Below are 23272 nucleotides of genomic sequence, written 5' to 3' on the forward strand. Positions count from 1 at the left end.
GAGGACCTGAGGACCAACTCATGGACACCTTCCTCTACTTGACCCGACGGGTCCTCCAGGCCCTCGTGGTGATCCTCATCGTCACGGTCGTGGTCTTCTGCCTGCTGCACGCGCTGCCCGGGGGTCCCGCACGCGGGATCCTCGGCCCGCAGGCGACGGCCCAGCAGATCGCCTCCTTCAACCACGAGCAGGGCCTGGACCGTTCGATCCCCGTCCAGTACCTCTACTACCTCCGCACGCTGGTCCAGGGCGACCTCGGCACCTCGTACACGCTCAACGAGGGGGTCTTCCAGCTCATCGAGCAGCGGCTGCCCAAGACGCTCGTCCTGACCGTGCTGTCCGCTCTCGTCGGGCTGCTGCTGGCGATCCCGCTCGGCATGTGGCAGGCCGTGCGGCGCAACAGGCCGACGGACTACGTCATCACCACGCTGAGCTTCGTGGCGTACGCGACTCCCGTGTACTTCCTGGGACTTGTGCTCGTGCTCGTGTTCACCCAGTGGCTGAACTGGTTCCCCTCACAGGCACCCCAGGGCGAGACGCTCGCGGACGTGTTCGCACAGCCCAACGCCCTGGTGCTGCCGGTGGTCGCGGGGGCCGCGTCGATGGTCGCCGTGTTCAGCCGGTACATGCGGGCGGCGACGCTGGAGAACCTCCAGGAGGACTACGTACGGACCGCGCGGGCCGGCGGTTCGCGGCCGCGCGCGATCCTGTGGCGGCACGTCTTCCGCAACTCCCTGACACCCGTCGTCGCGATGCTCGGCTACTACGTGCCCGTGCTCTTCGGCGGTGCGCTCGTCGTCGAGCAGCTCTTCAACTACCCGGGAATGGGGCTGCTGTTCTGGAGCGCGGCGCAGTCCTCGGACTATCCGGTGCTGCTCGGCTGTGTGCTCGTCATCTCCGTCGCGACCGTCGTCGGCACCCTGCTGGCCGATGTCGTCCAGCGGATCATCGACCCTCGTGTGAAGGCGGGCCGGACATGAGTGCCGTACTCCAGACCAAGGCGCCCACACTGGAGTTGGCGACTGGATACCGCCTCTCCGTGCGGCGGTTCGCACGCAACAGGCTCGCGGTGGCAGGGCTGTTGGTCGTAGTCCTCTTCCTGCTCTTCTGCTTCGTGGGCCCGTTGGTGTACTCGACCGACCAGACCCACACCGACCTCACCCAGGTGAACCTCGCGCCGAGCGGGTCGCACTGGCTCGGCACCGACGCGGTCGGGCACGACGAGTTGGGGCGGCTGATGTTCGGCGGGAAGGTGTCGCTGCTCGTCGGGCTCGCGGCCGGTCTCCTCGCTACGGTCATCGGGACGCTGTGGGGCGCGGTCGCCGGGTACGCGGGTGGCTGGGTCGACGCGGTCATGATGCGGGTCGTGGACGCGGGGATCGCCATCCCGGCGCTCTTCATCCTGCTCGTCGTCTCGGCGATCACGACCCCGGACCCGCTCGGGCTGATCCTCATCCTGGGGTTCGTCTCCTGGCTCGTCCCGTCCCGGCTCGTACGGGCGGAGACGCTCACGCTGAAGAGCCGCGACTACGTGCTGACGCTCCGCGCGATCGGCGGGACGCACGGCCGGGCGATCTTCCGGCACATCCTGCCGAACTCTGTCTCGACGATCGTGGTCGCGGCCACGTTCCAGGTCGCCGACGCCATCCTGCTCGTCGCGTACGTCTCGTATCTCGGACTCGGTGTCCAGCCGCCCTCGACCGACTGGGGCGGAATGCTGTCGGCCGGGCTGACGGCCGCGTACTCCGGGCGCTGGTGGCTGATCGTGCCGCCGGGCCTCGCGATCATCCTCGTCGTGTGCGCGTTCAACGCGGTCGGGGACGGACTACGGGACGCGTTCGACGTGAAGGGACGGGCATGAGGGCCACGACGGGGACGAGCGGTGTGGGCAGTACGGGCAGCATCCTGGAGGTCGAGGACCTCGGGGTGACCTTCTCCACGGAGACGGGCGACGTGCCCGCGGTGCGCGGGGTGTCGCTGTACGTGCGGCCCGGGGAGACGCTGGCGCTGGTCGGCGAGTCCGGGTCCGGGAAGTCGACGGTCGCGCTCGCCGCGATGGGGCTGCTGCCGGGGAACGCGCGGGCGTCGGGCCGGGCCTCGGTCGACGGCACGGACGTCGTCGGCGCCGTCGAGAGCGACCTCGTGGGTTTGCGGGGGCGCACGGTGTCGATGGTGTTCCAGGAGCCCGCGACCGCCCTCGATCCGCTGACCCGGATCGGCGCACAGATCGCGGAGGTCGTACGCAACCACCGGCCGGTCTCCGCGCGCGAAGCCGCCGGAGAGGCGGTCGAACTGCTGCGGCGGGTCGGTGTCCCGGAGCCGGAGAAGCGGGCGTCCGCGTACCCCTTCCAGCTCTCCGGCGGACAGCGGCAGCGGGTGGTCATCGCCATGGCGATCGCGAACTCCCCGAGCCTCCTGATCGCCGACGAGCCGACCACCGCGCTCGACGTCACCGTCCAGGCCGAGATCCTCGACCTCCTCCGGGCACTCGCGACCGACTCCGGCACCGGCGTCCTCCTCGTCACCCACAACATGGGCGTCGTCGCGGACTTCGCGGACCGCGTCGCGGTGATGCTGGACGGGGAGATCGTGGAGACCGGCCCGGTGGAGGAGGTCCTGCTGCGGCCGACGCACGAGTACACGAAGCGGCTGCTGGCGGCTGTGCCGCGGTTGACCGTGGCCGGGGGCGGCGCGTCCGTCCACCGCACCCCAGGAACCGACGCCGACCCCGACACCCCCGCCGGAGCCCCCGCCGAAACCCTCGCCGACGCCCCGGTCGTCGAACTGCGTGGCGTCTCCGTGCGGTTCGGGCGTGGGTCGCGGGCCGTGCAGGCGCTGCACGACGTGTCGCTGACCGTACGGCCCGGGGAAACCCTCGGGCTCGTCGGGGAGTCGGGGTCCGGGAAGTCGACGGCTGCCCGGGTCGCGCTCGGGCTCGTGGCGCCCTCCTCCGGCTCGGTGTCGCTGTTCGGTGCCGATCTCCGGCGGGCGAGGGGACGCGCGCGCCGGGCCCTGCTCGCCGGCGTCGGCGTGGTGTTGCAGGACCCGGTGGCCTCGCTGGACGCGCGGATGAGTGTGGCTGAGTGTGTCGCCGAGCCGTTGCGGGTGCACCGCCGGGGGATGGCGGCGGCCGAGCGTCGGGAGCGGGTCGCGGAGGTGCTGGAACGCGTGCGGCTGCCCCGGGAGTTGGCGGGCCGCGGGCCGCGCGAGCTGTCCGGCGGGCAGCGGCAGCGGGTGAGTCTCGCCCGGGCGCTGGTCCTCGACCCCCGGCTGCTGGTCGCCGACGAGCCGACGAGCGCGCTCGACGTCAGCGTGCAGCAGACCGTCCTGGACGTGATCGCCGAACTGCAGGACGAGCTCGGCTTCGCCTGCCTCTTCGTCTCCCACGACCTCGCGGTCGTCCAGCAGTTCGCGCGGCGGGTCGTCGTCATGCGGGCGGGCCGGGTCGAGGAGGAGGGCGCCACCGCGACCACCCTCACCCACCCGGAGACGGACTACACCCGCCGGCTCATCGCCGCCGTGCCCGTACCCGACCCGGTGCTCCAACGTGTGCGCCGTACCGAACGACAGGCCGCGCTCGCCGCCGCCGGAACGGAGGGCGGGGCGTGACCGCACCCCAGCCGCGTCCGCCCGCCCCCGTCTCCGCGACCGCCTCGGCCCCCGAGGTGTTCGCCGGTGTCGACATCGGCGGCACGACCACACAGGTCGTGCTCTGCACGCCCGAACTCGCCGTCGTGGACAGCCAGGAAGTGCCCACCCCGGCCGCGGAGGGCGGCACGGCGATGGTCGGCGCCGCGCTCGACGCCCTGGGCCTGCTCCTGGCGCGCGTACCGGCCCGGCTGCGCGCGGTCGGGGTGGGCGCGGCGGGTCTGGTCGACGTCCGCGCCGGTCGCATCCTCGTGGCCAGCGACTCCTTCCACGCCTGGGCCGGGTTCGAGGTGACGGCGACCATGGAGGCCGCGCTCGGCGTTCCGGTCTTCCTCGACAACGACGTGAACGCGTTCCTGCGCGGCGAGTTGGCCCGGGGCGCCGTCGTGGGCGAGCGGCACGTCCTCGGCATGACGCTCGGCACCGGCGTCGGCGGCGCGCTGTGGCTGGACGGTGCGCTGTACGAGGGGCCGCACGGCGCGGCGGGCGAGGCGGGGCACATCCCGGGCTTCGGGGACCTCCCGTGCACCTGCGGCGGCCGCGGCCATCTGGAGACCCTGGCCTCCGGCCGGTCCATCACCGCCCGGTACGGCGAACGGACCGGGCTCGACCGCAGCGCCCGCGCCGTCGCCGACGCGGCGCAGCGCGGCGACCCGGACGCGCTCGCCGTGTACGAGGCCGCCGGCAGCGCGGTCGCCCGCGCGATCCTGATCACCGCGGGCATGCTGGACGTCACGACGTTCGTGATCGGTGGCGGGGTCAGCGGCGCCTGGACGCTCCTGGAGCCGTCGATCCGGGCCGCGCTCACCGCCGAACCCCCCGTCAGCGGCCACCCGGTCAGGGTCGTACGGGCCGGGCTCGGCAACGCGGCAGTCGCGGTCGGGGCGGCCTCCCGCGCCCGCACGGAATCCAGGGAACCCTTCGTTCCGTTCCGCCCCCTCCCCGAAGGCACCGACTCGGCGACTTTCAGAAGTGGTTGACCGCTTCTCACTCCACTTCAAGATCAAAAAAGACAACTCCGGCCATCTGGGCGCTCACTTGACTACCAGGCGTCACACACGATTGGCTCCGGCCAGCAAAGGCCAGACAGTCGACACACATGATCCCCCGACGGTCACACCTATTCATGCTCCCATCCGCTTGCCCGGCCGCACAGCGAGGTGCCATACCCCCCATGAACACGACTCCCTCAGGTCCCGTCCCCGCCGGATCCGCGCGGGGCACGGCTCTGGCCGCCGCCGTCGCGGCCGTCTGCCTGCTCGCCTCCGGCTGCTCGGGCTCCGGAGGATCCGACGCGGGCTCGGACGCCGACACGGCGGGGAAGGCGAGCGCCGGCGGGATCAAGGTCGCCCTGATCACCCACGGCGCCCCCGACGACGCCTTCTGGGAGCGGGTGCGGAAGGGCGCCGAGGCCGCCGCCGTCAAGGACGACATCGCGCTGACGTACGAGGCCAACCCCGACGCCAAGGGCCAGGCCGACCTGGTGCGGGACGCGATCGCCGACCGGGTCGACGGCATAGCCCTGACCCTGGCCAAGCCGGAGGCCATGAAGGGCGCGGTCGCCGCGGCCAGGGCGGCGGGCATCGCGGTGGTCGGCCTCAACTCCGGTATCGACGCCTGGAAGTCCGGGGGCCTGCTGCAGTACTTCGGCCAGGACGAGAGCGTCGCGGGCCAGGCGGTCGGCGACAAGCTGGACTCCCTGCGCGCCAAGCACGCCCTGTGCGTCATCCACGAGCGTGGCAACGTTGCCGTGGAGGCCCGCTGCGCCGGGGTGAAGAAGACGTTCGGCGGCCGGACCGAGATGCACTACGTGGACGGCACCGACATGGACGCGGTGACCGACTCGGTCGCCGCCGCCCTGCGACAGGACCGGACCATCGACGAAGTCGTCATGAACGGCGCGGGGTTCGCGCTCGCGGCGGTGAAGTCGGTGAAGAAGGCGGGCAGCAGGGCCGAGGTCGCCACCTTCGACCTCAACAAGGACCTGGTGAAGGCCGTGCAGAGCGGCGACGTGCAGTTCGCCGTGGACCAACAGCCCTATCTGCAGGGCTACCTCGCCGTGGACTCGCTCTGGCTGTACAAGACCAACGGCAACGTCAGCGGCGGCGGAGAGGAGCCCGTACTCACCGGACCGGCCTTCGTCACCAAGCAGAACGTCGCCGCGGTCTCGCAGTTCGCGGCCAACGGAACACGGTGAGACGCCCCCTGGCAGACCGGCCGGACCTCGGTGCCCGACCGGTCGAGGCGCGGTGCCGGACGGGTCGAACCGCCGTGCCGGACGGGCTGGTCCCACGCCGCCAGGTATGTGCCGGACCGGCTTGTCCGGCGCCGTCAGGTAACAGCGTCGCCAAGGTTTGGGGTACTCACGGTGCGTACGGTCACTTGTACGGATAGCATCCTGCGCACCCCCTGTGCTGTTCCGGTCACGCGGTCACCCGCCGCCCTTGTCCCGTCTCCCACCCCTGTTGACCACCCGACTTCCCCCAAGACCCCTTCCGCTCACCGCTGATCGCCCTAGGACGACGATGTCTCCACGGACAGGCTCCCGCCGCCGTCTCGGCTCCATACGTCTCTCACTGATCCTGCTGGCTCTGGTACCCAGCGTCACTCTCGCCGCCATGTGGGGCGTGACGACGATCCAGATGTTCTCGGAGGGTCTGCGGCTGAAGGACCAGACGGAACTCAGCAAGTCGACCGGGGCCATGGGCACCGACGCGACGCTCGCGTTGCAGCGGGAACGCAGCCTGTCGGCCGTGCTGCTGGCCTCGCCCGGCAGTTCCCGTACCGCCCTGGACGAGCAGCGGGCGCGTACCGACAAGGCGGTCGCGATTCTCGTCGGCCAGTCCGACGCGGTCCAGCGGGCCCCCGAGCGGATCAGCGAGCGGATGTACTCGGTCATCGCCTCGGTGGGCAGCCTGGAGTACTACCGGGGCCAGGTGGACAAACCCACCGACATCACCCCCGACCAGGCGCTGGACCAGTACACGTCGATCATCGACGACCAGATCCACGCCTTCCAGGAGCTCTCGCAGGTCGACGACGGGGAACTGACCTCGCAGGCCGGCCCGCTCGTGGCCCTGGAGCACTCGGCCGAGCTGGTGTCCCAGGAGGACGCCCAGCTGCATCTGGCCTGGCCGTCCGGGAAGCTCGACGAGAACGCGTGGAACCACCTCGTCCAGCTGGTCAACACACGGCGCTGGCTCGTCGAGGACCAATTGGTGCCCTCGCTGCGCGGCTCGGTGAAGACGCAGACCGAGCGGATCCTTCAGGGTCCGGAGTGGAAGACCCTGGAGAGCGTCGAGGACCAGGTGGTCGCGGCCCGCGCGAAGGGCCTCACCGACAGCCGGAAGATCACCCTGCCGGACGCGCAGAAGCGGTGGGACCCCGCGTTCGACGAACTCAGGGACCAGTACACCGCCCTGATCCGCCAGGAGACGACGGCACTGCTCGAACGCAGTGACGACAGGGCGGATGACCTGCTGATCAAGGCGGCCGCGCTGAGCACCGGCGGCTTCGTCGCCCTGCTGGTGTGCGTCCTCATGTCCTGGCGCATCACCCGCTCCCTCTCCCGTCGGCTGCGCGGACTGCGTATCGCCACCCTCAGCCTCGCCGAGGAGCGGCTGCCCGACGTGGTGGCACGGCTCAACCGCGGCGAGAAGGTCGACGTGGAGTCGGCCACGCCCCCGCTCGACTACGGCCGGGACGAACTCGGGCAGGTGGCCCAGGCGTTCAACGCCGCCCAGCGCACCGCGGTCCACACCGCGGTCGAACTCGCCGACACCAGGCGCGGCTTCCAGAAGGTCATCCTGGGCATCGCCCGGCAGAGCCAGAACCTGGTCAACCTCCAGCTCACCAAGCTGGACGCGCTGGAGCGCAGCCACCAGGACCCGGACATCCTCAAGGGCCTGTACGAACTGGACTCCACCGCGAGCCAGTTGCGCCGCTACGAGGAGAACCTCGTCATCATCAGCGGCGAGCAGCCGCGGCGCAGCTGGACCGAACCGGTCGCGCTGATCGACATCCTGCGCAGCGCCGTCGGTGAGGTCGCCGAGTACCAGCGGGTGGAGGTGAACACCGACGAGGAGGTGTTCCTCACCCCGCCGGCGGTGGCGGACGTCATCCACCTGCTGGCCGAGCTCATCGACAACGCGACCGCGTACTCCCCCGCGCCCAGCCCGGTCGGAGTGCGGGCCGGAATGGTCGCCAAGGGGCTGGCCGTCGAGATCGAGGACCGCGGTCTCGGCATGTCCGACGAGGACTACGCGTCGTTCAACTCCCAGTTGGCGGTGCCCCCGCAGTTCGACGTGGTGGCGCTCGCCGACGACCTGCGGCTCGGCATGTTCGTGATCGCCCGGCTCGCCACCCGGCACGGCATCACCGTCACACTGCGGTCCTCGCCGTACGGGGGCACCACCGCGATCGTGCTGATCCCGCACGAGATCGTGGTGCGCGAGCCCCTCGAATCGCCCTCCACGGACGTCGAGAACGCCGAAGGGGCCGTGCCGGCCGTCCGGCAGCAGGGCGGGAAAGGGGCCGGTGAGCCGGTCGTGCAGCCGGTCGGTGCCGCCGCGAGGAGTTCGGCGGACCGGATCCCGGGCACGGACCGGCAGACCCACGAGCGCTCGCGGGAGGCGCAGCCCGTCGCCCGGGCGCGGACACCTCAGGCGGCCGGGACACCGGTCGCCGCCGGTGCGGCCCGCTCCGGCCCGGCCGCGGCGAGGCCCGGCGGCATCGCTCCGCTGCCGCGCCGGGTGCCGCAGACCAGCCTGGCCGCCGAGCTGCGGGAGGACGCGCCGCCCGTCGCGTCCTCCGAGGCCGACGACGCCTTCGCGGACTTCACCGCGGAGCGGGCGGCCTCCTCCCTCTCCGGTTTCCAGCGCGGAACGCTCCAGGCGCGTGACAACGACACGGATACGGCGTACGACCAAGGGGAAGAAACCGCACCCGAAGGCGCATCCGTCACCTCGACTCCGCCCGCAGACCGCTCATGAAGGACAGAGAAATGACACGCCCCATCCCCGCCACGCACAGCCAGCTCGACCAGCTGCTCACCGGACTGGTGGACCGGGTCGCCGAGGTGAACCAAGCCGTCGTGCTCTCCGAGGACGGACTGGTCGTCAGCAGGTCCACGGGCTTCCTGCGCGACGACGCCGAGCGGCTGGCGGCGACCGCGTCCGGCCTGATGAGCCTCAGCAAGGGCGTCAGCATGGACTTCCGCGGCGGCCCCGTGAGGCAGGCGCTCATCGAGATGGCCAACAGTTATCTGATACTCAGCACGGCCGGGCCAGGCGCCCATCTGGCCGTGCTCACCAGCCAGGGTGCGGATGTCGGCGTGGTCGCGTACCAGATGAACATGCTGGTGAAGAAGATCGGCGAGCACCTCAGCGCGGCACCGCGGGCGGGTGTCGCCGTCACCGACAACGGCGAGTGAGGTGAACGGAGGCGACGCGGGCGGCCGTCTGGTGCGGCCGTTCACGCTGACCGGTGGCCGCACCAGGCCCAGCCGCACCGACTTCACCCTCATCACGTCGGTCACCACGGTGGACCCGCCGCCCGACAGGGCCGCGCGGCAGCAGCCCGAGTACACCCGGATCCTGCGGCTGTGTACGAAGCCGGTCGTGGTCGCGGAGCTCGCCGCCCAGCTCGATCTGCCGGTCAGCGTGGTCTGCATCATGCTCTGCGACCTGCTGGAGGCGGGCCGGATCGTCGCCCACGCCCCACGCCAGATCTCCCGAACCTCGGACATGGACCTGCTGCAGAAAGTGAGGGACGGCCTTGGCCGGCTCTGACCCCGTCATCCAGGGGACCTCAGCACCCGACACGGTCAAGATCCTGATCGCCGGGGGATTCGGCGTCGGCAAGACCACGATGGTCGGCGCGGTCAGCGAGATCGTGCCGCTGCGCACGGAGGAACCGCTGACCTCGGCCGGCCTGGGTGTCGACGACCTCAACGGCATCCCGGAGAAGCACGCCACGACGGTGGCGCTGGACTTCGGCCGGATCACGCTCAGCCAGGAACTCGTGCTGTATCTCTTCGGCACGCCGGGGCAGCAGCGGTTCTGGTTCATGTGGAACGACCTGGCCATCGGCGCCCTCGGCGCGGTCGTCCTCGTCGACGTCCGCCGCCCGGAGTCCAGCTTCGCCGCCATCGACTTCTTCGAGAGGCGCGACATCCCGTTCGTCGTCGGCGTCAACGGCTTCCACGGCGAGCATCCGTACGCGGCCGACGAGATCCGGGACGCCCTGGCCCTGCCCGAACACACCCACGTACTGCTCTGCGACGCCCGGGACCGGGAGTCGTGCCGGGACGTACTGATAGCACTGATAGACCAGTTGATAGCCAACTCGGCCCAGAGCAACGGAAGCGGACGGCCGAGCGGTCGGGTGTGAGCGCCGCCGGCGGGACCGGCCGGACCATTCCTGACGGGCCATCAGAAGCGCTGGAACGGGCCGAGCGGCGCTCAGCCGGGCATCTGAACTCGGCGCCGCCACAACCTTCCTGATGACCCGTCAGGAATGGTCCGGCGCCGCCGTGGTGGTCCGGTCCGAACTCTCCGCAGCGGGCGGCACCGCCCGCCCCCGCACACACTCCGCACGGCCCGTACTCCGTACCGGGTGACTCGCGTCGCCCGCCCGCCCGCGTGCCTTCCGCTCCCGGACACCGTCGCGTCACACCGGGCGGGCACGTTTCGGTCGTCCCCTCCTGCCTCGCCTTGTATCCGTCCGCCCCGCTCCCCGCGCGGGCGTGACGCGGAAGGACGACGTGCGCCGTGTCCCCGCTGCCGCTCGACACCACCGTCCCCCGGGCGCTCCCCACGCCCGCCCCGTCCCCTTCACCTTCGCCCTCCCGCTTCTCCGTCGCCGCGCGCCCGACCCGCTGGACGCTGAGCCTGCTCCCGGTCGTCCTCATCGGGGTGTGGGCGGTGGCCGACCGGCGGGCCGTCCGTGACGGCGCCGCCCGGCTGGCCTCCGCCGACCCCTGGTGGCTGCTGGCCGCGGCCCTGTTCACCTGCCTGGGCTGGGTGGCCGCCGCGTGTGTGCGGCAGGGCGCCATACCTGACCGGCTGCCGCCGGGACTGCTGCTGGCCTCCCAGGTCGCCGCGGGCACCGCGAACCACGTACTCCCGGCGAGCATCGGCGCCCACGCCGTCACCCTGCGCTTTCTTCAGGGCCGCGGCATCCCCCTGGCCAGGGCCACCGCCTCGCTGGCCCTGTACTCGCTGGTCAAGCCGATCGCGAAGACGCTGGTGCTGCTGGTCTTCATGGTGGCCTTCCCGGAGTTGCTGCACCTCGGTGAACTCGTCCCGGACGAACGGACCATGCTCCTGGTCGCCGGTGCCGCGACCCTCGGGTTCGGCTCGGCGGCCCTGCTCGTGACCACCGTGCGTCCGCTGCGCCGCCCGGCCCTCGACTGCGTACGCACCGCCCTGACCGACGTCCGGGTGCTGCACACCCGGCCGGCCCGGATCCTCGCCCTCTGGGGCGGTTCGACCGCGACCCCGCTGCTCCAGGGGAGCGTGATCGCCGCGGTCGGGTTCTCGCTCGGGCTGCCGCTGTCCTGGGCTCAGGTGATCCTCGCGCTGCTCCTCGCCAGTACGGCGGTCGGAGCCGTGCCCGCGCCCGGCGGCATCGGGCCGGTCGACGCGGCCCTGGTGTTCACCTTGGTCGCGTTCGGCGCACCGATCGGCATCGCCACGGCGACCGTCATCGGCTACCGCGTCCTGACGGTCTGGGTCCCGCTGCTGCCCGGCGCGCTGGTCCTGTCGATCCTGGTACACCGCAAGGTGCTGTGAGCGGAACCAGGAACCAGGAACTAGGGCTCGTTTCCTCCGAGATCGAGCCCTCCGACGTGGGCCACGTTCCCGAGGTCCTCGGCGTCCTCGCTCGCCTCCGCGGCGAACCAGGCGTCGAGGATCTCCTTGAGCAACGGCTCGGACGTCAGCCGCAGGCTGAGCGCCAGCACGTTGGCGTCGTTCCACCGCCGTGCACCCTCGGCCGTGTACGCGTCCGTGCACAGCGCGGCCCGTACGCCGGGCACCTTGTTCGCGGCGATCGACGCACCGGTGCCGGTCCAGCAGCACACGACCGCCTGGTCGGCCGTCCCGGCGGCGACCTGACGAGCCGCCGTCTCCGAGCACACCGCCCACCGCGGATCGTCCCCGGGGCTCAACGCCCCGTACGCCAGCACCTCGTGACCGCGCCCGCGCAACTCTTCGAGCAGGGCACGGGCGACGGGTTCGTCCATGTCGGAGGAGACGGAGATCCGCATGTTTCGGAGCCTACTCGTTCCCCGGATCAGCCCTCGTCGGGCGTCAGCCTCAGCGAGACGCTGTTGATGCAGTACCGCTGGTCGGTCGGGGTCGGATACCCCTCACCGTCGAACACGTGCCCGAGGTGCGAGCCGCAGCGGGCGCACCGGACCTCCGTCCGCGCCATCCCGTGCGACCGGTCCGCGATCAGCTCGACCGCGTCGGACTCCTTCGGGTCGTAGAAGGAGGGCCAGCCGCAGTGCGACTCGAACTTCTCGGTGGAGGTGAAGAGTTCGGCGCCGCAGGCGCGACAGGAGTACACGCCCTTCGTCTTGGTGTCGGTGTACTCGCCGGTGAACGCCGGCTCGGTGCCGGCCTTGCGCAGCACCGCGTACTCGGCCGGGTTCAGCTCCGCGCGCCACTGCTCGTCCGGCTTCTCGATGTCGTACGACATGAAGCTCAACCCCTCACTACAGGTACGGCTACTTCGACAGGCGGGTCAGGATCTCGGGTCCGAGGTCCGTCACGTCACCCGCGCCCATGGTGAGAACGAGATCACCGGGCTTCGCCATTCCCGCCACCACCGCGGGCACGTCCGCCTTGTCCTTCGCCGGCGTCACGTCCGCGCCCGCGGCCCGGGCCGCCTCGATGATCAGCTCGCTCGTGACGCCGGGGATCGGGTCCTCGCGGGCCGGGTAGATGTCCAGCACGACCGAGGCGTCAGCCAGGGCCAGCGACTCGCCCATCTCCTTGCCCAGCTCCTGGGTGCGGGAGAACAGGTGCGGCTGGAAGACGACCAGGATCCGGGCGTCGCCGGCGGCCGCCCGCATCGCCTCCAGGTCCGCGGTCATCTCCGTCGGGTGGTGCGCGTACGAGTCGATGACCTGCACGCCCGCCTCCTCGCCCTTCAGCTGGAGCCGCCGCTTCACACCCGTGTACGAGGCGATGGCCGGGGCCAGCTCCGCCGCCGGGATGCCGAGGGCCGCGCCCGCCGCCAGCGCCGCCACCGCGTTGTGCGCGTAGTGGCGGCCCGGGACCGAGACCGTGAAGGTGAGCGGCGAACCGTCCAGCTCGACGGTCACCTCGCTCTTCAGCCCCTGGGCGACCACGGACAGCACCCGAACGTCCGCGTCCTCGGACTCGCCGTACGTCACCACGCGGACGTCGTCCGACAGCCGCCGGGTCAGCTCCCGCGCACCCTCGTGGTCCGCGGTGATCACCAGGGTGCCACCGGGCACGATCTTGTCCGCGAACGTCTCGAAGGACTCGTAGATCTCGTCCATGGACGCGTAGTTGGCGTGGTGGTCCAGCTCCACGTTCAGCACGATCGCCACCTCGGGCGCGTACTTGTGGAAGCTGCGGTCCGACTCGTCGGCCTCGGCGACGAAGATCTCGCCCTCGCCGTGCAGGGCGTTGGAGCCGGGGGCGTCGAGGTCGCCGCCGATCGCGTACGAGGGGTTCAGGCCCAGGGTCGACAGGGAGACGGCCAGCATCGACGTCGTGGTCGTCTTGCCGTGGGTGCCCGCGACCGCGATCGGCCGCAGGCCGTCCATCAGGCGGGCGAGGGCGTCCGAGCGGTGGACGACCGGGATGCCCAGCTCGGCGGCGCGGGCCAGCTCCGGGTTGTCGGCGCGGATCGCGGACGACACGACCACGCAGGTCGCGTCGTCGGCGAGGTGCCCGGCCGCGTGGCCGATGTGCACCGTCGCCCCCAGCGCGCGCAGGGCCTCGGCGGTCGCGGACTCCTTCGCGTCACTGCCCGCGACCTGGGCGCCGCGCTGCGCGAGGATCTTCGCGATCCCCGACATCCCGGCACCGCCGATGCCGATGAAGTGCGGTCGGTCCATGGCGGTGGGAAGACCGGGTGCCATACGTGTTACTCCCAGGACTCGGGTGGGACGGTGAGCGCGCCCAGCCTATTGGCTGCGGCACCCCGCGCCCTCTCAGGGGCGCGGGGCTGTGACATTGTGCGGCTCCGCCGCGTGGGCGCGACCAGCCGCATGCCCGCCGCACCCGGCGAACCCGAGATCCACCACGGCGCCCACGGCCGAGCCACAGCGGCAGCGGCAGCGGCAGCGAACCGTCACGTCTTGCTGTGCGAGAACAGCTTCAGCACCGGCACCCCCACCTTGTGCCGAGCCCGCGAGGCCCAGTCCCGGTGGAAGAACTCCTCCACGTAATGAGGATCGGTCAGCACGATGACCTCATCCGCGTCGATCTCGTCCACGAGCCCCTTCAGCGCGTCCAGCGGATGATCCTCGATCAACCGCCCCTCCGCCCCGCTCCCCGCCGCCCGCAACGCCACCAGCGACACCGCCAGGGCCTTCTGCCCCTGGCCGACGGCCTCCTCGCCCTCGGGCGTCTCGCTCTCACGCGCCGCCTCGTCCAGCTCGCCGAGTGCCACGTCGTCGATGGCCCGCAGCAGCCGGTCGGCCTGGTCGCCGCGGGGCTGGAGCAGCACATGGAAGGCGACGTCCTCGTCACCGTGCAAGCTGGTGACGAACTCCACGTCCGCGGACGTCAGGGCCTTCTCGATCATCAGTACGCTTGTGAACACGACAGGCGCCCTTCTCATCCGTGGGCCGTCCGTAGGCCCCTGCGGAAACCATCCTGCCCCGTAACCGCACGGGTACTGCGAGATTTGGTGTGCCCAGGGAAAGTCAAACGGAACGGGTGATTCCGTCTATTTGGTCAGGTCCGACGGTAACGGCTGAACAGGAACCCGGCCTCCTCCAGCAGAGACGTCAGCTCGAACCGCCTCGGCACGGCCACCGGAGGGCCGCCTGCGATGCGTTGGGCGTCGCCCGCGGTGAGCATCGGGGACACCGTCAGACAGAGTTCGTCGAGCACCCCGGCGGCGACCAGCTGGCCGAGCAGCCGCGGCCCGCCCTCGGTCAGGAGCCGGCACAGCCCCCGCTCGGCGAGCGCGCGTACGGCCCGGGCCGGCTCCACGCCCGTGCCGTCCCCGGCGATCACGACCTGCGCGCCGGCCTTCTCGGCGGCGGCGATCCGGTCGGGGGCCGCCGCGGCGCCCGTGAGCACGAGCGTGGGGACCAGCGGCGAGGTGAAGAGCGGCAGCGAGAAGTCCAGGTCCAGGCTCGCGCTCACCACCGCGATCGCCGGGGCCGGGCCCTGCCCCGCCGCCTCCCGGAGAGCGGCGAAATCCTCTCGCGCGCGGGCCGGGCGGTAACCCTCCTGGCGTACCGTTTCCGCACCGACCACCACAGCGTCCGCGAGCGCCCGCAACGTACCGAAGATCCGCATGTCGGCGGCGCTGGAGATGGGCTGCGACCGCCCGTCGTGCTGGGCGGCACCGTCGAGTGTGGACACCATGTTGGCCCGCAGCCACGGCTCCGGCCCGGCGGGTCCCGAGCCGGACGGATAGGCGTACGCCACCGCCAGCTGCTCCAGCGACCACTCGTGGTCCACCCCCTCCGCACCGGGGGCCCCGCCCGAGTCCCGGGCTGCTGTCTCGTCGGTCACAGGGAACAGGCGTCGCATGCCGTGCAGTCTGGCACGGCCCTCAGGGCCTGTCGTCAAAGGTGGCGTCTGCCTCGCGGCGCCTGGCACGCACGCTCGCCGCGTTGCCGGAGTGTCCTCGTAGCTCCGCTACGAGGACACTCCGGCGCCTTGCGATCGCACGCACCAGGCGCCGCGAGGCCCGCCCTCCGGGCGGACGACGCCACCTTTGACGACAGGCCCTACAGTGGGGAACCGTGTCGACCTCCCCCTCTGCCTCCGGTCTCGGTTCAATAGCCGACGCGGCCCCGTCGTCCCTGTGTGCCCGTGAGCCGCGTGTTCCCGCGGACCGGCTGGTCGCCGAGATGGTGCCGCCGCCGCGGTTCGACTCGGTCCGCTTCGATACGTACATTCCGGACCCGAACCAGCCCAGCCAGACGGAGGCCGTCCACGTGCTGGACGCCTTCGCGGCGGGTCTCGGCGGGGCGCAGGCCGCCGGCTCCGGCAAGCGGGGTTTCCTCGGCTTCGGGAAGAAGGCGGCGAAGGCACCGGCCGGCCCCCGCGGGGTCTACCTCGACGGCGGCTACGGCGTCGGCAAGACGCACCTGCTCGCCTCCCTCTGGCACGCGACCCCCGCCGAGCCATCCCTGAAGGCCTTCGGCACGTTCGTGGAGCTGACGAACCTGGTCGGCGCCCTCGGCTTCCAGCAGACCGTGCGGACGCTGAGCGGCCACCGGCTGCTCTGCATCGACGAGTTCGAGCTCGACGACCCCGGCGACACCGTCCTCGTGTCCAGCCTGCTCGGCCGGCTGGTCGAGGCGGGGGTGGCGCTCGCCGCGACCTCCAACACGCTGCCCGGCAAGCTCGGCGAGGGCCGGTTCGCCTCGGTCGACTTCCTGCGCGAGATCCAGGGCCTCTCCGCGCACTTCCGGTCGCTGCGCATCGACGGCGAGGACTACCGCCACCGCGGGCTGCCCGAGGCCCCGGCCCCGTACTCCGAAGAGCAGGTCACGAAGGCCGCGTACGCGACGCCGGGGGCCTCGCTCGACGACTTCCCGCATCTGCTCGACCACCTGGCCCGGGTCCACCCCAGCCGGTACGGCGCGCTGACCGACGGGATCACGGCGGTCTGCCTCACGGACGTCCAGCCGGTCCCGGACCAGTCGACCGCGCTGCGGCTCGTCGTCCTCGCCGACCGTCTGTACGACCGCGAGGTGCCGGTACTCGCCTCGGGGATGCCCTTCGACCGGCTGTTCAGCGAGGAGATGCTGAACGGCGGCTACCGCAAGAAGTACTTCCGCGCGATCTCCCGGCTCACGGCACTCGCACGGGACGCGAAAACCCTCGTGAAGAACTGACCGACCGCCGCCCATCAGCCGGTTTCCGGCCTGCTTGCGATGCTCTTCAGCCCACTTCAGGCTCTCTTCAGGGTGAAACGTTAAGTTAACCCTGCAAACAACTTCACCCGTTAACGTTCCTGTTGACGTGAGAGCACTTGACCCGAAGCCGGCCGAGAGGGGGCGCATGTTACGAGGTACGACGGCCCGGACCCTGTTTGCCGTTCTCGCCGCCGTCCTGCTCGCCCTGCAACTCTCCGCGCCTGGTTCGGCGTTCGCTTCCGCGCATGCGAAACCTGTCATGGGCCCCAAGAGCAAGGCCGAGTTCATCACCTGTGGTGAGGCCCGGCACCCGGGCAGCCCGACGGGTCCCCTGCGGACCCGTGACCGGATCCGCGTCGCGGACCACGTCCCCCAGTCACCCGCGCGTCCACTGCTCTGCAAGGACTCCGCGACCTACCAGGACGACCCGTCGCACATCGCCGCTCCGGCGGCGCACCACCGTACGACGAGATCGTCGACAGCCCACTCCACGGCGGCACTTCAAGTGTTCCGCTGCTGACAACCCGACCCCCACCGGGAACGAAGCGACTCCGACCTGACCTACCCTCACCACGCCACGTCCGCCGAGCGCGTCGACGTGGGGTCATGTCGCCGTACCCGCATGCGCTCCGTTTTGTACACCGACGCGCCCTGTTGCGCGCCAGGAGGAACTGACACATGCAGCCGCTCATCGATCACGCACGCTCCTTCCGCAAGCAGTCCGAGGACCGCCCGGAGGAGTTCGCCCGTCTCGCCGAAGGCCAGTCCCCGCAGGTCCTGTTCATCACCTGCTCCGACTCCCGGGTCGTCCCGGCCCTGATCACCGGAGCCCGGCCCGGTGAACTCTTCGAACTGCGCACGGCGGGCAACATCGTCCCCCCACACACCTCCTCGCAGCCCACCAGCGAGGCGGCCACCATCGAGTACGCCGTCGAGGTGCTCGGCGTCGCGGACATCGTCGTCTGCGGCCACTCCCACTGCGGTGCCGTCGGCGCGCTGGTCCGCGGCGACGACCTGACCGCCGTACCCGCCGTACGCGACTGGCTCGCGCACTCCACTCCCCGGCCCGAAGGCGCCGTCGAGGACCCGACCGTCACCGAGGCCGTGCAGAGCCACATACTCACCCAGCTTCTGCGGCTGCGCTCCTACCCGTGCGTGGCGCGGCGCCTGACAAGTGGTCAACTCCGGCTGCGCGGCTGGTTCTACGAGGTGCACACCGGCTCCGTCCTGGAGCACGACGCGCACACCGACACCTTCAAGGGGCTGTGAGCGACGCGATGGAGGCCTCCACAAGCAATCGAATGAGTACAGGCAACCGAATGAAGTTCCCCCAGCTGCGGCAGGACTTCGCCGCCTCGCTCGTCGTCTTCCTCGTCGCCCTGCCGTTGTGCGTGGGCGTGGCGGTGGCGTCGGGCGTACCCGCCGAACTCGGCCTGGTCACCGGCATCGTGGGCGGCCTCGTCACCGGTCTGCTGCCCGGCAGCAGCCTCCAGGTCTCGGGGCCTGCCGCGGGCCTGACCGTGCTGGTCTTCGAGGCGGTGCAGGAGTACGGACTGCCCGTGCTCGGAGTCATCGTGCTGGCCACGGGTCTGATCCAAGTGGCCATGGGCGCCCTGAAGTTGGGGCGCTACTTCCGGGCCATCTCGGTGGCCGTCGTCGAGGGCATGCTGGCCGGGATCGGGCTCGTCCTGATCGCGGGGCAGCTCTACTCGGTGGCGGGCGCCGAGGCACCCGCCTCGGGCCTGGGCAAGCTGGCCGGACTTCCGGGACTGATCGCCGACTCCGCCGGGTCCACCGAGGCACTGGCCTCGTTCGGACTCGGGGCCGGCACCATCGCCGTGCTGGTGCTGTGGAAGCGCCTGCCGAAGAAGGTGCGTACGGTTCCGGGGGCGCTCGCCGCGGTCGCGCTGGCCACACTCGTGACACTGGCGTTCAGCCTGCCCGTGGCCACCGTCGAGGTGAAGGGCCTGCTCGACTCGATCCAGCTGCCGGGCTTCGAGACCGTCGGGGAACTGGCGAGTCTGGGCGTGCTCGGCACGGTGGTGGCGTTCGTGCTGATCGCCTCGGCGGAGTCGCTGTTCAGCGCCGCCGCCGTGGACCGGCTGCACGACGGACCGCGTACGGAGTACGACAAGGAACTGATGGCGCAGGGCGCGGGCAACACGGTCTGCGGGCTGCTCGGCGCGCTGCCGATGACCGCGGTGATCGTGCGCAGCGCGGCGAACGTGCAGGCGGGCGCGCGGACGAAGGCGTCCCGGGTCATGCACGGTGTGTGGCTGCTGCTGTTCGCGGCGCTGCTGCCGGCCGTGCTCGCCTACATTCCGCTGCCGGCCCTCGCCGGCATCCTGGTCCACGCGGGCTGGAAGCTGATTCCGCTGCGCGGGATCGTGTCGCTGTGGCGCGAGCACCGGGGCGAGGCGCTGATCCTGGTGGTCACGGCCGTGTCGATCGTCGCGATCAGCATGTTCGAGGGTGTCCTCATCGGGCTCGCCCTCGCGGTCGCCAAGACGGCCTGGGAGGCCTCGCACCTCAAGCTGGACGTCATCGACAAGGGAGCGGGCCCCGTGCAGGCGTACCTGTCGGGCAACGCCACCTTCCTGCGGCTGCCGAAGATCCTCGACAACCTGGAGGCGCTGCCCCAGGACCGGCCGGTCGAGCTGGACCTGTCGGGGCTGCACCACCTGGACCACGCGTGCCGGACGGCCCTGGAGAACTGGGCCGAGCGGCACAGCGCGACGGGCACGGAACCGGTGAAGGTCACCACGCCGTAACCTCCCATGAGCAGGCAGGAACGGCCTGGGGCTCGGTCGAGCCCCGGGCCGTTCCGTTGCCATAACACGGGCGTATCGTTGGATTAGCCACATAAGCGGCGACTCGATCGGCGCAAGGTGCGGAGGGCAGGGGTCGTCATGGTCGAGGAACTCCTGGTCGCGGCGGCGACGGTCGCGTCCGTCGGGGTCGTGTACGTCGCGGCGGCGGCACGGATCGTCAAGCAGTACGAACGCGGAGTGGTCCTCCGACTCGGGCGTCTGCGCGGGCAGCCGCGCACTCCGGGGTTCACGATGGTGGTCCCCGGGGTCGACCGGCTGCACAAGGTGAACATGCAGATCGTGACGATGCCCGTACCGGCGCAGGAGGGCATCACCCGGGACAACGTGACGGTGCGCGTGGACGCGGTCGTCTACTTCAAGGTGGTCGACGCGTCGAACGCGATCATCAGGGTCGAGGACTACCGCTTCGCGGTCTCGCAGATGGCACAGACGTCACTGCGCTCGATCATCGGCAAGAGCGACCTCGACGACCTGCTGTCGAACCGCGAGAAGCTCAACCAGGGCCTGGAGCTGATGATCGACAGCCCGGCCGTGGACTGGGGCGTGTCCATCGACCGCGTCGAGATCAAGGACGTGTCCCTGCCCGAGACGATGAAGCGGTCCATGGCCCGGCAGGCCGAGGCCGACCGTGAGCGCCGGGCGCGGATCATCAACGCCGACGCGGAACTCCAGGCGTCGAGGAAGCTGGCGGAGGCCGCCGGGGTGATGTCCGAGCAGCCCGCCGCGCTCCAACTCCGGCTGCTGCAGACCGTGGTGGCGGTCGCCGCCGAGAAGAACTCGACGCTCGTGCTGCCCTTCCCCGTCGAGCTGCTGCGGTTCCTGGAGCGGGCACAGCAGCGGAACGAACTCCAGGGCCCAACTCCCCCGCCATCCGGGTCATCTGACGCTGCGTGAGAACGCCACGCTACGCGCGTGGTTCACGTGTCCGTTGCTGCGTGATACACACAGGCGGGTCACATTCTCCTGTCCGCCAACAGGAAGGTTGCCCCATGTCCGCAACACGACGCGAGGTGCTCGCCCGCTCCGGTGCCCTGGGAGTGGGCATCGCGTTCACGGGAGCCATGTCGGAGCTCTTCACCGGCACGGCCACCGCGCTGGGCCACACCGGATACGGCCCCCTGGTCCCCGACCCGGACGGCCTGCTGGATCTGCCCGAAGGCTTCCGCTACCGGGTGCTCTCCCGCGAGGGCGACCAACTGCGCTCCGGCGAGGGCCGGGTGCCGAGCAACCACGACGGCATGGCCGCGTTCGCCGGGCGGTCCGGCTCCGGCGACAGACACGGCCGGGTCGTCCACCTGGTCCGCAACCACGAGAACCGCGTCACCGGCCGTATCCCGGTCCCGACGATCGAGGGCCTCACCTACGACCCGATGGGCAAGGGCGGCTGTACGTCGCTGACGGTCGACTCGCGCGGAAACGTGCTCGACGAGCGGGTCGCGATCGCCGGTACGGCGGTCAACTGCGCGGGTGGGCCCACCCCTTGGGGCACCTGGCTCACCTGCGAGGAGACCGAGGACAAGGCCGGCACGAACGGCTACACCAAGGACCACGGCTTCATCTTCGAGGTCGACCCGGCGCATCCGCACCGCACGGGCGCGGTTCCCCTCACCGCGATGGGCCGCTTCCAGCACGAGGCGATCGCCGTCGACCCGAAGCGGGGCATCGTCTACGAGACCGAGGACGCCTTCGAGAGGCCCTTCGGCCTCTTCTACCGCTTCCTGCCCAACAAGCCCGAGGGCGGCCGTGGTTCGCTGCGCGCGGGCGGCCGGCTCCAGGCGATGCGTGTGCCGGGCGTACCGGACCTCTCGTCGATCCAGGAGACGGGCGCGAGCTTCGACCGCGTCGAGTGGGTGGACGTCCCGGACCCGCTGGCCGCCCAAACCGCCATCCGCTTCCAGGACTTCGGCCCCAAGGGCATCACCCACGCCCAGAAGTTGGAGGGCTGCTACTGGGGCGGCAGGTCCGTCTACTTCGTCTCGTCCTTCGCGCACAGCAGCGAGGGTTCGGCCGCCGACCACTTCGGCCAGATCTGGCGGTACGACCCCGACGCCCGCCGGCTCACCCTGGTGATCGTCTTCGGCCCCGACACCGACGTACAACTGCCCGGCGAGTCCCCCGACAACATCTGCCTCGCCCCCAGCGGCGGCCTGATGGTCTGCGAGGACGGCGGGGGCGTACAGCACGTGTACGGCGTGACCCGGCGCGGCGAGGTGTACGCGATGGCCCGCAACCGGCAGAACATCGGCACGCCCGAGGAGCCCGAGTGGGGCGAGTTCGCGGGCGTCACCTTCTCGCCCGACGGCAGAACGATGTACGTGAACTGCTACACCCCCGGCACGACGTTCGCGGTGACGGGCCCCTGGCGAAGGTAACTCCACGCCCGCCGAGCCGACATCTCGGCCGACGGGAGGGGTGGGACACGGATGACGGGTCCCGCCCCGGCGGGTCCGGCACCGGATTCATCACCGGCACCGCTCAAAGCGATCGGATTCTCTTGTTGGACGGCTGAAAGGTCACGGTGGAGGCTGGGGTGTACCGAATGAATCCCCAGGAGGAGCCTTCATGCAGACACGCACCGTCGGTGACGTCCAGGTCGGAGCGATCGGTCTGGGCGGTATGCCGATGTCCATCGAGGGGCGCCCCGACGAAGAGCGTTCGGTCGCGACCGTGCACGCCGCGCTGGAGGCCGGCGTGACGCTGATCGACACCGCGGACGCCTATCACCGGGACGCCGACGAGGTCGGTCACAACGAGTCCCTGATCGCCCGCGCGGTGGCCGGGTACGGCGGTGACACCTCGGACGTGCTGATCGCGACGAAGGGCGGTCATCTGCGTCCGGGCGACGGCTCGTGGACGCTGAACGGCTCGCCGGAGTACCTGAAGAAGGCCTGCGACGCCTCGCTGGAGCGGCTCGGCGTCGAGGCCATCGGGCTCTACCAGTTCCACCGGCCCGACCCGCGCGTGCCCTACGAGGAGTCTGTCGGGGCGATCCGCGATCTGCTCGACGCGGGCAAGATCCGCTTCGCGGGAATCTCCAACGCCGATCCCGACCGGATCCGGCTGGCCAACGAGATCCTCGGCGGCCGGCTGGTGAGCGTGCAGAACCAGTTTTCACCCGCATTCCGTTCCAGCGAGCCCGAGTTGGAGCTCTGCGCGGAACTCGGCATCGCGTTCCTGCCGTGGAGCCCGCTGGGCGGCATCTCGAACGCCGGCGCGCTGGGTTCGCGGTACGCCGCGTTCGCGGACGTGGCCCGGGCCCACGGCGTGAGCCCCCAGCAGGTCTGCCTGGCGTGGATGCTCGCGAAGGCACCGGTGGTGATCCCGATCCCGGGTTCCTCCCGCCCGGAGACCATCCGCGACTCGGTCGCGGCCGCGGAGCTGAAGCTGTCCACGGAGGAGCAGGCACGCCTCGACGCGGCGTGAGGGGGCGCGTGCCTACCCTGAAGGCATGAGCGACCATTCGGGCACCGAGCACCCCGCGTCCCTCAAGGGGCGCGGGGCTGTGACATCGTGCGGCTCCGCCGCGGGGCACGACCGGCCCACGACGAGCGATCCGGCACCCACCGGTCTTCCCCCGGAGGACTTCGCCGAGTGCGTGCTCTGCCAGAAGCCCACCGAGTACCCGGAGTCCCACAAGGGCATCACGCTGTGCCCCGTCTGCGAGTGGCAGGAGGCACAGCGCACAGCCTGCTCCGGTTGATCGACC

General features: G+C 71.0%; 23 protein-coding genes. 18 read left to right on the forward strand and 5 right to left on the reverse strand.

From position 1 onward, the window contains the following. Positions 1 to 20: 20 nt before the first annotated feature. The 10 genes from ACH4YP_RS13795 (at position 21) to ACH4YP_RS13840 (ending at position 11441) form a co-directional block, all read left to right on the forward strand. Positions 21 to 980, forward strand: a complete 960-nt coding sequence (locus tag ACH4YP_RS13795) for an ABC transporter permease (RefSeq protein ID WP_398490678.1) — start codon at positions 21 to 23, stop codon at positions 978 to 980. Further along, complete coding sequence (locus ACH4YP_RS13800; RefSeq protein WP_398490679.1) at positions 977 to 1861, forward strand: ABC transporter permease; 885 nt, start codon at positions 977 to 979, stop codon at positions 1859 to 1861. Before ACH4YP_RS13795 ends, ACH4YP_RS13800 begins: the two co-directional genes overlap by 4 nt. Further along, positions 1858 to 3609 (forward strand): dipeptide ABC transporter ATP-binding protein, encoded by a 1752-nt coding sequence (locus ACH4YP_RS13805; RefSeq protein WP_398490680.1) that lies wholly within the window; start codon positions 1858 to 1860, stop codon positions 3607 to 3609. Before ACH4YP_RS13800 ends, ACH4YP_RS13805 begins: the two co-directional genes overlap by 4 nt. A 56-nt stretch (positions 3610 to 3665) precedes the next feature. Beyond that, positions 3666 to 4628, forward strand: a complete 963-nt coding sequence (locus ACH4YP_RS13810; protein WP_398490827.1) for an ROK family protein — start codon at positions 3666 to 3668, stop codon at positions 4626 to 4628. A gap of 194 nt (positions 4629 to 4822) precedes the next feature. Then, on the forward strand, positions 4823 to 5845 hold the full coding sequence (locus ACH4YP_RS13815; protein WP_398490681.1) for a substrate-binding domain-containing protein: 1023 nt from the start codon (positions 4823 to 4825) through the stop codon (positions 5843 to 5845). A gap of 328 nt (positions 5846 to 6173) precedes the next feature. Next, on the forward strand, positions 6174 to 8639 hold the full coding sequence (locus tag ACH4YP_RS13820; protein ID WP_398490682.1) for a nitrate- and nitrite sensing domain-containing protein: 2466 nt from the start codon (positions 6174 to 6176) through the stop codon (positions 8637 to 8639). A gap of 11 nt (positions 8640 to 8650) precedes the next feature. Beyond that, entirely contained in the window at positions 8651 to 9079 is a 429-nt protein-coding gene (locus ACH4YP_RS13825) for a roadblock/LC7 domain-containing protein (RefSeq protein ID WP_361058875.1), read from the forward strand. A gap of 1 nt (position 9080) precedes the next feature. Beyond that, on the forward strand, positions 9081 to 9437 hold the full coding sequence (locus tag ACH4YP_RS13830) for a DUF742 domain-containing protein (RefSeq protein ID WP_361058873.1): 357 nt from the start codon (positions 9081 to 9083) through the stop codon (positions 9435 to 9437). Then, complete coding sequence (locus ACH4YP_RS13835; RefSeq protein WP_361058871.1) at positions 9424 to 10038, forward strand: ATP/GTP-binding protein; 615 nt, start codon at positions 9424 to 9426, stop codon at positions 10036 to 10038. The genes ACH4YP_RS13830 and ACH4YP_RS13835 overlap by 14 nt, the downstream gene beginning before the upstream one ends. A 380-nt stretch (positions 10039 to 10418) precedes the next feature. Beyond that, positions 10419 to 11441 (forward strand): YbhN family protein, encoded by a 1023-nt coding sequence (locus ACH4YP_RS13840; RefSeq protein WP_398490683.1) that lies wholly within the window; start codon positions 10419 to 10421, stop codon positions 11439 to 11441. A gap of 20 nt (positions 11442 to 11461) precedes the next feature. Here the strand turns inward: ACH4YP_RS13840 and ACH4YP_RS13845 are convergent, their stop codons facing one another. From ACH4YP_RS13845 to ACH4YP_RS13865, 5 genes are all read right to left on the reverse strand, one after another. Beyond that, the gene (locus ACH4YP_RS13845) at positions 11462 to 11917 is read right to left on the reverse strand and encodes an RpiB/LacA/LacB family sugar-phosphate isomerase (RefSeq protein WP_398490684.1); all 456 of its coding nucleotides are present in this window, start codon (positions 11915 to 11917) and stop codon (positions 11462 to 11464) included. A 26-nt stretch (positions 11918 to 11943) separates the two neighbouring features. Further along, complete coding sequence (gene msrB, locus ACH4YP_RS13850; protein WP_361058865.1) at positions 11944 to 12351, reverse strand: peptide-methionine (R)-S-oxide reductase MsrB; 408 nt, start codon at positions 12349 to 12351, stop codon at positions 11944 to 11946. 28 nt (positions 12352 to 12379) lie between these two features. Beyond that, complete coding sequence (murC, locus tag ACH4YP_RS13855) at positions 12380 to 13768, reverse strand: UDP-N-acetylmuramate--L-alanine ligase (RefSeq protein WP_398490685.1); 1389 nt, start codon at positions 13766 to 13768, stop codon at positions 12380 to 12382. A gap of 212 nt (positions 13769 to 13980) precedes the next feature. After that, positions 13981 to 14454: an indole-3-glycerol phosphate synthase gene (locus ACH4YP_RS13860; protein ID WP_361058861.1), complete on the reverse strand. Its 474-nt coding sequence runs from the start codon at positions 14452 to 14454 to the stop codon at positions 13981 to 13983. Between the two features lie 134 nt (positions 14455 to 14588). Then, complete coding sequence (locus ACH4YP_RS13865; RefSeq protein ID WP_398490686.1) at positions 14589 to 15398, reverse strand: pyrimidine reductase family protein; 810 nt, start codon at positions 15396 to 15398, stop codon at positions 14589 to 14591. Between the two features lie 215 nt (positions 15399 to 15613). Between ACH4YP_RS13865 and zapE the strand changes: the two genes are divergently transcribed. The 8 genes from zapE (at position 15614) to ACH4YP_RS13905 (ending at position 23266) form a co-directional block, all read left to right on the forward strand. Continuing rightward, positions 15614 to 16714 (forward strand): cell division protein ZapE, encoded by a 1101-nt coding sequence (zapE, locus tag ACH4YP_RS13870; RefSeq protein WP_361058857.1) that lies wholly within the window; start codon positions 15614 to 15616, stop codon positions 16712 to 16714. 166 nt (positions 16715 to 16880) lie between these two features. Further along, positions 16881 to 17255 (forward strand): hypothetical protein, encoded by a 375-nt coding sequence (locus ACH4YP_RS13875; protein WP_361058855.1) that lies wholly within the window; start codon positions 16881 to 16883, stop codon positions 17253 to 17255. A 158-nt stretch (positions 17256 to 17413) separates the two neighbouring features. Further along, positions 17414 to 18004, forward strand: coding sequence for a carbonic anhydrase (locus tag ACH4YP_RS13880; RefSeq protein ID WP_361058853.1), 591 nt, complete (start codon positions 17414 to 17416; stop codon positions 18002 to 18004). Between the two features lie 50 nt (positions 18005 to 18054). Further along, entirely contained in the window at positions 18055 to 19506 is a 1452-nt protein-coding gene (locus ACH4YP_RS13885; protein WP_398490687.1) for a SulP family inorganic anion transporter, read from the forward strand. Between the two features lie 138 nt (positions 19507 to 19644). Beyond that, positions 19645 to 20460, forward strand: a complete 816-nt coding sequence (locus tag ACH4YP_RS13890; protein WP_398490688.1) for a slipin family protein — start codon at positions 19645 to 19647, stop codon at positions 20458 to 20460. A gap of 95 nt (positions 20461 to 20555) precedes the next feature. Then, on the forward strand, positions 20556 to 21938 hold the full coding sequence (locus tag ACH4YP_RS13895; RefSeq protein WP_398490689.1) for a PhoX family protein: 1383 nt from the start codon (positions 20556 to 20558) through the stop codon (positions 21936 to 21938). Positions 21939 to 22128: 190 nt separating this feature from the next. Then, entirely contained in the window at positions 22129 to 22989 is an 861-nt protein-coding gene (locus ACH4YP_RS13900) for an aldo/keto reductase (protein ID WP_398490690.1), read from the forward strand. 79 nt (positions 22990 to 23068) lie between these two features. Further along, the gene (locus tag ACH4YP_RS13905) at positions 23069 to 23266 is read left to right on the forward strand and encodes a hypothetical protein (protein WP_398490828.1); all 198 of its coding nucleotides are present in this window, start codon (positions 23069 to 23071) and stop codon (positions 23264 to 23266) included. Positions 23267 to 23272 lie beyond the last annotated feature (6 nt).

Origin of the sequence: Streptomyces sp. NPDC020747 (assembly GCF_044334695.1) — a bacterium.
GTDB lineage: Bacteria > Actinomycetota > Actinomycetes > Streptomycetales > Streptomycetaceae > Streptomyces.